This window comes from Methylobacterium sp. GC_Met_2 (assembly GCF_026540795.1).
Taxonomy (GTDB): domain Bacteria; phylum Pseudomonadota; class Alphaproteobacteria; order Rhizobiales; family Beijerinckiaceae; genus Methylobacterium.
The window spans coordinates 1-10,997 of sequence record NZ_JALNUM010000163.1 but is presented as its reverse complement, the minus strand read 5'-3'; the positions used below and the strand labels follow the sequence as shown (position 1 = coordinate 10,997).

At 69.3% G+C, this 10,997-nt stretch carries 11 protein-coding genes; 9 read left to right on the top strand and 2 right to left on the bottom strand.

Annotated features, from left to right (window positions below; all coding sequences use genetic code 11):
• Positions 1–311: 311 nt before the first annotated feature.
• The 4 genes from OXS49_RS30850 (at position 312) to OXS49_RS30835 (ending at position 3,154) form a co-directional block, all read left to right on the top strand.
• Positions 312–1,274 carry a helix-turn-helix transcriptional regulator gene (locus OXS49_RS30850; protein WP_267428401.1) on the top strand — a complete coding sequence of 321 codons (963 nt, stop codon included), beginning with the start codon at positions 312–314 and terminating at the stop codon, positions 1,272–1,274.
• A 260-nt stretch (positions 1,275–1,534) separates the two neighbouring features.
• Entirely contained in the window at positions 1,535–2,386 is an 852-nt protein-coding gene (gene cysE / locus OXS49_RS30845; RefSeq protein WP_267428400.1) for a serine O-acetyltransferase, read from the top strand.
• Between the two features lie 97 nt (positions 2,387–2,483).
• Complete coding sequence (locus OXS49_RS30840; RefSeq protein WP_007565940.1) at positions 2,484–2,699, top strand: DUF3126 family protein; 216 nt, start codon at positions 2,484–2,486, stop codon at positions 2,697–2,699.
• Positions 2,700–2,824: 125 nt separating this feature from the next.
• Entirely contained in the window at positions 2,825–3,154 is a 330-nt protein-coding gene (locus OXS49_RS30835) for a hypothetical protein (protein WP_267428399.1), read from the top strand.
• 370 nt (positions 3,155–3,524) lie between these two features.
• Here the strand turns inward: OXS49_RS30835 and OXS49_RS30830 are convergent, their stop codons facing one another.
• Positions 3,525–4,232, bottom strand: coding sequence for a transglutaminase-like cysteine peptidase (locus OXS49_RS30830; protein WP_267428397.1), 708 nt, complete (start codon positions 4,230–4,232; stop codon positions 3,525–3,527).
• A gap of 317 nt (positions 4,233–4,549) precedes the next feature.
• On the opposite strand from OXS49_RS30830, the gene OXS49_RS30825 reads away from it, so the two are divergent.
• Positions 4,550–4,807, top strand: coding sequence for a hypothetical protein (locus tag OXS49_RS30825; RefSeq protein WP_244005119.1), 258 nt, complete (start codon positions 4,550–4,552; stop codon positions 4,805–4,807).
• Between the two features lie 252 nt (positions 4,808–5,059).
• On the opposite strand, the gene OXS49_RS30820 is transcribed toward OXS49_RS30825, so the two are convergent.
• Complete coding sequence (locus tag OXS49_RS30820; RefSeq protein ID WP_267428402.1) at positions 5,060–5,632, bottom strand: transglutaminase-like cysteine peptidase; 573 nt, start codon at positions 5,630–5,632, stop codon at positions 5,060–5,062.
• Positions 5,633–6,094: 462 nt separating this feature from the next.
• Here OXS49_RS30820 and OXS49_RS30815 point away from each other — a divergent pair, with 462 nt between their 5' ends.
• From OXS49_RS30815 to OXS49_RS30800, 4 genes are all read left to right on the top strand, one after another.
• Positions 6,095–6,676: a c-type cytochrome, methanol metabolism-related gene (locus OXS49_RS30815; protein WP_267428396.1), complete on the top strand. Its 582-nt coding sequence runs from the start codon at positions 6,095–6,097 to the stop codon at positions 6,674–6,676.
• A gap of 128 nt (positions 6,677–6,804) precedes the next feature.
• Complete coding sequence (locus OXS49_RS30810; protein WP_267428395.1) at positions 6,805–8,013, top strand: FIST N-terminal domain-containing protein; 1,209 nt, start codon at positions 6,805–6,807, stop codon at positions 8,011–8,013.
• Positions 8,010–9,356, top strand: coding sequence for a hybrid sensor histidine kinase/response regulator (locus OXS49_RS30805; RefSeq protein WP_267428394.1), 1,347 nt, complete (start codon positions 8,010–8,012; stop codon positions 9,354–9,356). The genes OXS49_RS30810 and OXS49_RS30805 overlap by 4 nt, the downstream gene beginning before the upstream one ends.
• A gap of 166 nt (positions 9,357–9,522) precedes the next feature.
• Positions 9,523–10,926, top strand: a complete 1,404-nt coding sequence (locus OXS49_RS30800) for an MFS transporter (protein WP_267428393.1) — start codon at positions 9,523–9,525, stop codon at positions 10,924–10,926.
• Positions 10,927–10,997: the final 71 nt, after the last annotated feature.

Here is a 10,997-nt window from a genome sequence, read left to right as displayed (position 1 = left end):
GCCGCGGCCGGGCCGCGGCGCGCGCCGGTCGTCGCGACGGTCCAGGAGGCCGTAGCCCTCCCCATCGAGTAGCACCAACCGGCCTGCGTGACTCCGCAACGGGCATCTGCCCACACAAGGATCATGCTCAAGCCTTGACCATCGGGGCGTTCCGCAACACATAGGCGCCACGCCAGCAGCGTGGTTGGGCCGGCACGGCTCATCCCCTCGCCCGGTCGCAGCGGCCGGACACAGGCGGCGCAACACAGATTTTTGGGCAGGATACGCGGGTCTTCGCGCGCAGTTGTTGGGCAGGTCCTGTCCGAAACGTCGTGCGCGACCGATCTCGAAGCGGCAGACATGCAGGGCACGGTCTCTGCTTTCAGGCTAGCAGGAAAGCGGATTGCGCCATGACCGGCGTGGTAGAACAGGAATCGCTCTTTCTCACGGACCTCGGGCGCCGCGTCAGGCACGCGCGCACCGTGCGCGGGCTGTCGCGCAAGGTTCTGTCGCAGACCTCGGGCCTCTCCGAGCGCTACATTGCGCAGCTGGAGGGCGGCCAGGGCAATGTGTCGATCATCCTGCTGCGGCGGGTCGCCAACGCCATGGGCGTGCGGCTCGACGATCTGATCACGGGCAATGACGCGCAGCCCGACTGGCCGCTGATCCGCGACCTCCTCGGCCAAGCGAGCCCGGCGCAGGTCGCCGCCGCCAAGCAGGCGCTCTCCGGCGGCACCCGGCCCGAGGCAGGCGATCGACCGCGCGTCGCCCTGATCGGCCTGCGCGGCGCCGGCAAGTCGACGCTGGGCAAGCTCGCGGCCGAGCGGCTGGGCTGGACCTTCGTAGAGCTGAACGCCGAGATCGAGCGAGAGAACGCCCTCTCGGTTCAGGAAATCTTCGCGATCTACGGCCAGGAGGGCTACCGGCGGCTGGAGCAGCAGGCCCTGCGCCGCCTCACCGAGCATCCCGGGCCGCTGATCCTGGCGACCAGCGGCGGCATCGTGGCCGAGCCCCTGACCTACGACCTGCTGCTCCAGGCGTTCTACACGGTCTGGCTGCGTGCCCGGCCGGAGGAGCACATGAGCCGCGTGCGTGAGCAGGGCCACCTCGCCACGACGGGCGACCACGCTTCGGCGATGCAGGAGCTGCGCGCCGTGCTGGCGAGCCGGGAGCCGCTCTACGCCCGGGCGCCCGCCACCGTGGACACCTCCAACATCCCGGTCCAGACGATGCTCGACCGGTTGACCTCGGCCATCGAGGCGCGATTCGGGCAGATGGTCTCGCCGGTCGGCTGACCGGGTGACAGCCATGCCGGCGACGCAGTCTCCGGGTTGGCCCGGCCCTTGATCGCCGCGCTGCGGCGCACCACGCTAGGGCATGTCATCGAAGGTCCTGGTTCCAGAAGGGCGAGACCTTTTGCGGGTACAGGGCAGTCTCTCATGTCGGGGTACCGCCCCGACATCCCGCCGAAGGGATGATCCCTTTGGAAGCCCGCGATCGGAGATCGGACGGTGAACCGCCGCCCCGGAACCCGCTCTTACTCGGAGGCTCGGACATGAGCGCCAGTCCTGTCCGCAACGCGGAGCCCCGCGATCTCGCGGTCGTCGATCCCGTCTGGTCGCGCCTGCGCGCCGAGGCCGAAGACTTGTTGCACACCGAGCCGCAGCTCGCCTCCTTCATCGTGGCGACCGTTCTGAACCACATTAGCCTCGAAGGGGCGGTCTCGCACCGGGTCGCGGCGCGCCTCGGGCACCCATCGCTGCCGGCCGAGCTGATCGCCCACGCGTTCCACGAGGCGATCGCGGCCGACCCCGACATCGGGCAGGCGTTCCGGGCGGATATCGGCGCGGTGATCGACCGCGATCCCGCGACGCTCCGGGCCCTCGAGCCGGTCCTCTACTTCAAGGGGTTTCACGCTCTCCAGGCCTACCGCCTTGCCCATCACGTCTGGAACCGCGGCCGGCGCGACCTCGCCCTCTACCTCCAGAGCCGCATCTCGGAGGTGTTCCAGTGCGACATCCACCCGGCGGCGCGAATCGGGCGGGGCGTCTTCCTCGACCACGCGACCGGGCTCGTGGTCGGCTCGACCGCGGTGATCGAGGATGACGTCTCGATCCTGCACGCCGTGACGCTGGGCGGCACCGGCAAGCAGCGGGGCGACCGGCATCCCAAGATCCGCCGCGGCGTGATGATCGGCGCGGGTGCCAAGATCCTCGGCAACATCGAGGTCGGGGCCTGCGCCCGGGTCGCGGCGGGCTCGGTCGTGCTCCGGCCGGTGCCGCCCAACACCACAGTCGTCGGCGTGCCCGCCCGCGTCGTCGGCACCGCAGGCTGCGACGATCCGGCCCGGGCGATGGACCAGCTCGTCGCGCTGGACCAGTTCATCCACCTGGGCGACGGGATCTGATCGCCGTCTACGCGCTTGCCGCTCCGCCGCCGGCGTGGCAAGCCCAGCCCCATCCGCCGACCCGCGGCGCCAGCCGCCGCAAGGGAGACCCAACAGCGTGACCAAAGCCGAGACCGCGAAGCTCCAGGACTACCTGCGCCGCAAGTTCGCCAACAACAATATCCGCCTGACGGCGATGAAGACCGGCGATTCCGCCGAGGTGTTCATCGGCGAGGAGTCGATCGGCGTGATCGCCGACGACAAGGAGGACGGCGACGATTCCTTCGTGTTCCGGATGGCGATCCTGGATATCGATCTTGAGGAAGAAGCCTGAACCACCGGGCGAATCGGTTCCGCGAATTTCGACCTGTGCATGGGTTAAGGCTAACCGGCGGTATTGCTTAACGCCTAGTAAATGACGTGGCTAAACTGCGCGCAACCTGTACAGGAGCGCGAATAATGGTCGTCACGTCTGCCGCTCTCGACTCGATCCGGACGCTGTGCATCGGCCTCGCGCTCTCAGGGCTGATCGCCAGCGCCTTCGAGTTGTTCGCCGCGCGGCGGGCGAGCTTCAGCCTGCTGCAACGTGGCGGCCTGCGCGCGGTGGCCGTTCTGCCGATGCTCGCCTTCTCGGCGCCCTACATCATTCTGCGCAACACCCTGCGCGGCCGGCGGATCGAGGGCCGGCCGATGCCGTTCGTGATGCTCGCCACGATCATCGCCTGCGGCTGGAGCCTGCTCTCGGGCCGGGTCGCCCTCGACCTCGCGGCGATGCTGGTCGGCGCCTGAACCGCCCTCTCGAAGCCGTGCCCGATCGCGTCGCACACGGTATACGACAGCGACGCCACCATCGCGGAATGAGGTGCGGGTCCCCTCTCCCGTGCGGGAGAGGTCGCCTTTCGCAGAAAGCCGGGTGAGGGACATGCGGCTTCCGGAAGAGACGCACCCTGTCGGCGCCTTGAAGGTGCGCTCGATCCTGAACCTTCTCGACCCTCACCCCAACCCTCTCCCGCACGGGAGAGGGGGCAGGTCGCGCTCGCCACCCGTGTTGGCAGACGCGCGTCGTGTGCCGTGCGCGTCGCAATCGAGCGCGGCTCTAAGCTGTTGCTTCGACGCGCTCTCCGACGCCGAACCGGTGTCCACTTCGGCGGAGAGCGCTCTAGGGCTCGGCGGTCGCCACCTGGGCGGCGCCGTCCTTCCCCTCCAGCGAGACCCAGGCTGGGCTATCCTGTCCGGCGCGCTTGATGAAACTGTAGCCGGTACGCCGCCAGGGACGGATCGCGTCGGTCTTGTTGTCGAGAATGAAGTCGCCGCGGTCGGTCCGCACCGTCAGCACCGCGTGGCCCTCGTTGATCTCGTCGATCACCACGGTCATCAGCAGGGCACGCCGGGGCAGGCCGCGTTCCACCAGCATCCGCCGCTTCAGGAGCTGGTAATCCTCGCAATCGCCCGATCCGTCATCGGGGAAGTCCCAGCGGTCGACGACGCCCCAATGCGCTTGGTCGGTGATCGGCCGGATCCGCGCGTTGACCCGGCGATTCACGCTCAGGAGCGTCCGCCAGACCGCCACCGTCAACGGCACGACGTGAGGCTCGGCGGGATCGAGGGTGCATTCCTCGGGCATCCGCGCACAGAAATCGATCCATCCCGCGATGGCCCGCACGGCGCCGTTCGATTCCTCGACGGAGGCCTCGCCGGGCAGCACGAGGCGCGCATGGGCACGGGTGGTCGCGCCGCTTAGCGTCAGAATCGCTCCGATCAGGGCGAAACTCGCGATTTGCCGCCCCCGGCGCGCCGCACCGGTCCAGCCCCGCCAACGCAGGGGTGCGAACGTCTGACACGTGAATCCGCCATCCGCGTGCCGCATGGTCAAAACCCCGCCGCCCGATGATGACGGAAAGGTGACACGACATTCTGCGATGCACAATGGCTTCGTGGGAGGGAAGCAACAATCGTGTGGGGGATTGGTTCCGCGGATCGACGATTTAATTGCCGCCGAACTTGGCATCGTCGCATGCGCTGCGCGAATACCCGTTCCGCGAGGCTTCGGAAGCGCTTGATTCGCGTGCGCTTTGCCGGCTTGTCAAAGGATGCCCACGCCAGAGATTCGCGGCGGGTTCCCCAACGTGCAAGACCTCGGCCAGTTCATCGAACTTGGGCCGCAGCTCAGACAAGGACACCGTGATGCAGCCCGCCATCCAGCAGGTGATCAGAGCGCTCGCCGAGGATGGCCGGGCAGGCGCGATCCAGATCGCCGAGCACGCGGTCAGTGCTTATCTCGCCGACGCGCCGAGCGAAGGCGACCGGGTCCTGTCGCGGGACATCCTGATCCGTGACCTTGCGAGCCTTCGGGGCATCGCGCCCCATCTCGCCGGCTTCATCGGCCGGGTCGAAGTTTATGTCGCGGGCCTCGCCCAGCCCTCGCTGAGCCGCGCCGCCTGAGGCGCCGTCCGCTTCCCGTCGTGTCGCCCGCGGGCGCGCGTCGGGAACGGCCTTCCAAGCCGCTCCCCTCATCCTGAGCTGCCGGAGCGTCGCGGAGGCCTCTAAGAAGCCCTCCTTCGAGGCCCGCAGACGCGGTCACCTCAGGATCAGGCAGTTGGATGGGATCGCCCGCTCCGCTTGCGTCTGACGCTGCTCACCCTTTGCATCGGCGCGCACCCTCGCGCCGGGCCGGCCTCCCCTCGGTGGAAAGGCCTAGCGGTTCGCGGTCGTGACCGGAGAGGTGACGCCGCCGAGCGACACCCAGGCGACTGCGTCCTGGCTCTCGCGTTTGATGAACACGTAGCCGGTCTTGTGCCAGGGCAGGATCGCGTTGGTCTTGTTGTCGAGCACCAGATCGCCCCGGTCGGTGATCAGGGTCAGCACGGCGTGGCCCTCGCCCTTCTCGTCGATCACCACGGTCATGCGCATCGCCCGGCGCGGCAGCCCGGCCCCGGCCAGGAGGTGGCGCTTGAGCAGCTGGAAGTCCTCGCAGTCGCCGATACCGTCCTCGGCCAGGTCCCAGCGGTCGGCCACGTGCAGGTGGTCCTGATCGGTCATCGGCTCCACCGCCTTGTTGACCCGGCGGTTGACCGACACGATCGTCGCCCAGGTGGCGGGCGTGAGGCTGATGCGGGCCGGCTCGGTCCGGTCGACCGCACACTCGGACACGTAGCCCTGGCAGAACGTCACCCAGGCCGCGATCGGCTTCGCATCACCCTGCACCCGGGCGCCGACCTCGGCCGGCAGGCTCGCCAGCGTCTGCGCCTCGGCGGCGACGCCGCCCATACCGAGAGCTGCCACGGCCAGGCCGAACACCGCGTTGCGGAGGCGGGAGACCCCACGCGATGCAGAGCCGGACACCAGCCCCTGCACCTTGGAAACCGCGAACCGCATCGCCGTCACTCAACCGTTAAGCTCTCGTTAACGAAAGCTCTCACGCCGGCGGCCCGGCGGCAATCCGCCGATTAACAAAAGGTTAATGCTGTGCGCAACGCGGATAAGGTTTTCCGTCCGTGCAGGCCTTGGAGCGCTCTCCGCCGAAGAGGGCACCGGTTCGGCGCAGGACAGCGCGTCACAACAAGATCTTAGCGCCACGCACGATTGCAACGCGATCGGGCACGACTCCCAGTGCGCCTGGGCGGCAGCGCGAAATCGTGATGGCGCGGCGGCGCGTCCGACCCGCTCGGGCGCCGTTATGTCCTCAACGCACCCGCGCGACGCCGCGTGTGGGCGGAAGGAGGAACGTCCATGCGGTGCGCAGCGAATGGATTCGTCGGGGTCATTCTGGTCGGAGTTGCTGCAGGGTCCCTTGGGACGATCCCCGCCCGCGCGGCGCCCCCCGCCGCGCAGCCCGCTGCCCCGTCCGGTTCAGCGGACCTGAAGAGCGAAGGTCCGACCCAGCCCGCCAAGGTCCAGGACGGCCAGTACACCGATAAGAACGGCGACCCGACCTACCACATCGCCGACGACGGCAAGAAGGTCGATTGGTACACGATGTCCGGCTACCTCCGGTACAACGCCAACTGCATCGTGTGCCACGGTCCGGACGGCATGGGCTCGACCTACGCGCCGTCCCTGGTCGATGCCCTCAAGGGCATGGACTACGCGCATTTCGCCGGCATCATCGTCGGCGGCAAGAAGGACGTGAACGCCTCGCAGGAACTGGTCATGCCGGCCTTCGGGGATAACCGGAACGTCATGTGCTACATGCCGGACATCTACACCTACCTGCGTGCCCGCGCGGACGGGGCGCTCGGCCGCAACCGCCCCCCGGAGCATGAGCCGAAGCCCGCCGCCTTCGAGAAGGCCGAGGACGCCTGCATGAAGTAGGGTCCGGCCGACCCCGTATTGGACGGCAGAACGCCCCCGTTGCGCGGATCGATTGCGCACGACATACTCACGCCGTGACACTGAAGAGCGGCAGCAAGCCCGCCGAGGGGGTCCGCCGGGGGTGAAACGTGGCTCAGGGATCAGGTGCGCGCCGCCATCTGTGCGGCATCTGGACGGCCTGGACGGAGGCGGCCTCGGCCGCCGACGCTGTCGCCGGCGTGGCCCTGGCGATCCAGGAGGCCTGCCTGTCGCAGATCGTGGCGTTCTTTTCGGCCGACTACGATGCTGAATCCCTGGCGCGCGAACTGGAGCTGCGGTTCCCTGGCGTGCCGGTCTCCGGCTGTTCGATGTCCGGCGGTATCGCGCCGGCGGGCGGCCTCGACCGCGGGCTCGTGGTCATCGCATTCCCCGCGGAGCGCTTCCGCATCGTCTCGACGGTCCTCGACGCCATCGACCGTCTCGACGTGGAGCGGACCGCGTCGGCGGTACGGGCCCTGCGCCGGACCCTCGATCCGCTCGATCCCTGCCGCGAGGGCGACCCGGCGACGTCCGGGCGGCGCTTCGCCCTGTCGCTGATCGACGGGCTGACCAACGCCGAGGAGACCGTCGTCTCGGCCATCGCCTGGGCGCTCGACGGCATCCCGATCGTCGGCGGCTCGGCCGGCGACGATCTGCGCTTCCGCGACGCGGTGCTGCTCCATGGCGGCCGGATCCACCGCAAGGCGGCGGTCCTGGTGCTGGTCGAGACCGAGTTTGCCGTCGAGATCTTCAAGAGCGACAATTTCGAGCCGACCCAGACCAAATTCGTCGTCACCGCCTCGGACGGCGAGCGGCGCGAGGTCCAGGAACTGAACGCCGAGCCGGCGGCCCGGGAATACGCCATGGCGATCGGCCTCGACCCCGAGGGTCTGTCACCGATGAGCTTTGCGGCCTATCCGCTCGCCGTGAAGGTCGGCGGCGAGTATTTCTGCCGCTCGATCCGGCGGATGAACGCGGATGGCTCGCTCAGCTTCTTCTGCGCAATCGACGAGGGCGTGGTGCTGACGCTCGCCCAGCCGCGCGACATCGTCGCCTCGACCCAGGCCGAGCTGGCCCGCCTCGACGCGCAGCTCGGCGGCGTCGACCTGATCATCGGCTTCGAATGCGTGCTGCGCCGCCTCGATGCCGAGAGCCGGCAGGTGCGCCACGGCATCACCGATCTCTACCGCCGCTACAACGTCGTCGGCTTCGAGACCTTCGGCGAGCAGTACCGGGCGATGCACCTGAACCAGACCTTCACGGGCATCGCCATCGGCAAGTCTCTGGCTGCGCCGGATCGGAGTCCGGTCGCGTCGTGACCGTGCATCCGAACGGGCTCGAAACCGACGCCTCCCTGCATCGGCGGATCGAGAAGCTCGAACGCATCAACGCCGCGCTGATGTCCCATGTCGAGCGCTCCATGGACCAGCGGGGCAGCGCCTATTCGCTGTTCCAGACCGCGATCATGCTGGAGGGGCGGGTCCGCACCCGCACCGAGGAGCTGACGGGGCTGATGCACCGCCTGGAGCGCTCCAACGAAGCGCTGGCCGCCGCCAAGGAGGAGGCCGAGACCGCCAACCGCTCCAAGACCCGGTTCCTGGCCGCTGCGAGCCACGACCTGCTCCAGCCCGTGAACGCCGCCCGCCTGTCGATCTCCGCGATGGCCGATCTCGACGTGCCGCCGGAAGCCTGCGCCATCGCCAGCCAGGTCGAGCGGGGCCTGCAGACCATCGAGGATCTGATCAAGACGCTCTTGGACATCTCCAAGCTCGATGCCGGCATCGTCCGGCCGCAGCTGCAACCGGTCTTCCTGCCCGATCTGCTGGCCGAACTCACCGCGAGCTTCAAGCCGTTTGCCGAGCGCAAGGGCCTGCGGCTCGCATTGCGCTGCCCGGACCTGACAATCATCAGCGACGCGGTGCTGCTCCAGCGCATCCTTCAGAACCTCGTCTCGAACGCCGTTCGCTACACCGATGCGGGCGGCATCGTACTGGCTGCCCGGCGGCGTGCCGGCGGGGTCCGGGTCGAGGTCACCGATACCGGCTGCGGCATCGCCGCGGAGGAATGCGGCCTCGTGTTCGACGAGTTCTTCCGCGGCGGGGCCCGGTCGAACGGCGGCGAGGAGCCGGGCCTAGGCCTCGGCCTGTCGATCGTCCGCCGCATGGCGCAGGCGCTGGATCATCCCCTGAGCCTCGCCTCCCGGCCCGGCAACGGCACGCGGGTGAGCCTGGCCCTGCCGCTCAGCGCGGTCCCGGCTGCCATCGCGACGCCCGCGCCGGTGGCGACCCGGCTGTCGGGGGCTCATGTCCTGGTCGTGGAGAACGACGCCTCCACGGCCGACGCCCTCGCGCGCCTCCTGCAGAACTGGGACGCGCGGGTCTCGACCTTTCGCGATCTCGCCGGTGTCCGCGCCGCCATGGCGGCGGGGGCCGCGCGGCCGGATATCCTGGTGCTCGACTATCATCTGGACGACGGCGCCTGCGGCCTCGACGTCGCCGCCTACCTGCGCGGGCGCCGCCTCGATCCGCTCCCCGCGATCGTGACCACCGCCGACCATACGGCGGAGGTGGAGACGCGGGTGGCGGCGGCCGGCGCCGAGCTGGTGCGCAAGCCGATCAAGCCGGCGCAGCTGCGCGCGCTGCTGACCTACATGCTGGCGTGAGCGGCATTGCCAACAAACCCGTCCGCGCCGTGACATAGGACACACCGCGCCCCTCGACGGGCCGCAGTACCTGCGCGACAGGGAGCGGCCTCCGCGGCGCCCCGCCCGGATTTTCCCAGCCATCGACGTCGCGGATTGTCCCGACGCCGCAGGAGCGCGCGCGATCATGGCGCAGGTCCCGCCCGGTTCAGGCGCCGACGCGAAAGGCAGCCCGCAGGACGGCCTGCCGCCCCGCGAGCGGGTCCTCGCCATGGCGGCGGTCGGACTCGCCATGACCATGGCGGTCCTCGACGGCGCCATCGTCAACGTGGCGCTGCCGATCATGGCCAAGGATCTCGCGGTCAAGCCCGCCGACGCGATCTTCATCGTCAACGCCTATCAGATCGCGGTGACCGCGAGCCTCCTGCCGTTTGCCGCGCTCGGCGATATCTTCGGCTTCCGCCGGGTCTACTTGCCCGGGCTCGCGGTGTTCGTGGCCGCCTCGCTGGCCTGCGCGGTCGCACCGAGCCTGCCCCTGCTGATCGCGGCGCGCATCGTCCAGGGGCTCGGCGCGGCGGCGATCATGAGCGTCAATATCGGCTTCGTGCGCTTCATCTACCCGCACCGGATGATCGGCCAGGGGGTCGCCAACGTGGCGCTGGTGGTGGCGGTGGCCTCGGCCGCCGGCCCGACCGTGGCGGCCGCGATCCTGTCGGTGGCGACGTGGCCGTGGCTGTTCCTCGTCAACATCCCGGTGGGCCTCCTGGCGCTAGCGGTGGCCACGCGCACCCTGCCGGTGACGCCGGCGAGCGGGCGGCCCTTCGACGGCATCAGCGCCGTCCTCAACGCCCTGACCTTCGGCCTGCTGATCATCGGCATCGACGGGCTGGGCGATCCCGGGGCGCAGGGCGTGGCTTGCGCCGAGCTGATCGGCGCCCTGGTGATCGGGACGATCTTCGTGCGGCGCCAGATCCGCCTGCCGGCGCCGCTGCTGCCGGTGGACCTCCTGCGGATCCCCGCCTTCGCGCTGTCGATGGCGACTTCCATCGCCTCGTTCTGCGCACAGATGGTGTCCTACGTGGCCTTGCCCTTCTACTTTCAGGACGTGCTGCACCTCTCCAGCACGCAGACCGGCTTTTTGCTCACCCCGTGGCCGATCGCAGTCGCCGCGATGGCGCCGATATCCGGGCGCCTCGCCGACCGCTATCCGCCCGGCATCCTCGGCGGGATCGGGCTGGCCATGCTGACGACCGGCCTCGTCTGCATGACGCTCCTGCCCGAAGCGCCCGCCACCCTGGATATCGTCTGGCGCCTGACCCTGTGCGGCCTTGGCTTCGGACTCTTCCAGTCGCCCAACAACAAGGTCATCGTCACCTCCGCGCCGCGCGACCGGGCCGGGGGCGCCAGCGGGATGCAATCGACGGCACGGCTCACCGGCCAGTCGCTGGGTGCGGCCCTCGTGGCGGTGATCTTCGGCCTCACCCATGGGCTCGGGCCTGAGCGGGCCGTCACGCTGTCGCTGTCCTGTGCGGCGGCGCTTGCCGTGATCGGCGGCTGCGCGAGCGTCCTTCGGCGGAGTCGGGCCGGCTAGAGCGCTCTCCGCAGAAGTGGACACCGCTTCGGGCCAAGAGAGCGCGCCACAACAAGGACTTGGAGCCGTAT

Coding starts and splice junctions, on each gene's coding strand:
- OXS49_RS30830 (WP_267428397.1), bottom strand. CDS start 4,232: ATGCGGCACGCGGATGGCGGATTCACGTGTCAGACGTTCGCACCCCTG.
- OXS49_RS30815 (WP_267428396.1), top strand. CDS start 6,095: ATGCGGTGCGCAGCGAATGGATTCGTCGGGGTCATTCTGGTCGGAGTT.
- OXS49_RS30800 (WP_267428393.1), top strand. CDS start 9,523: ATGGCGCAGGTCCCGCCCGGTTCAGGCGCCGACGCGAAAGGCAGCCCG.
- cysE (WP_267428400.1), top strand. CDS start 1,535: ATGAGCGCCAGTCCTGTCCGCAACGCGGAGCCCCGCGATCTCGCGGTC.
- OXS49_RS30825 (WP_244005119.1), top strand. CDS start 4,550: ATGCAGCCCGCCATCCAGCAGGTGATCAGAGCGCTCGCCGAGGATGGC.
- OXS49_RS30835 (WP_267428399.1), top strand. CDS start 2,825: ATGGTCGTCACGTCTGCCGCTCTCGACTCGATCCGGACGCTGTGCATC.
- OXS49_RS30820 (WP_267428402.1), bottom strand. CDS start 5,632: ATGGGCGGCGTCGCCGCCGAGGCGCAGACGCTGGCGAGCCTGCCGGCC.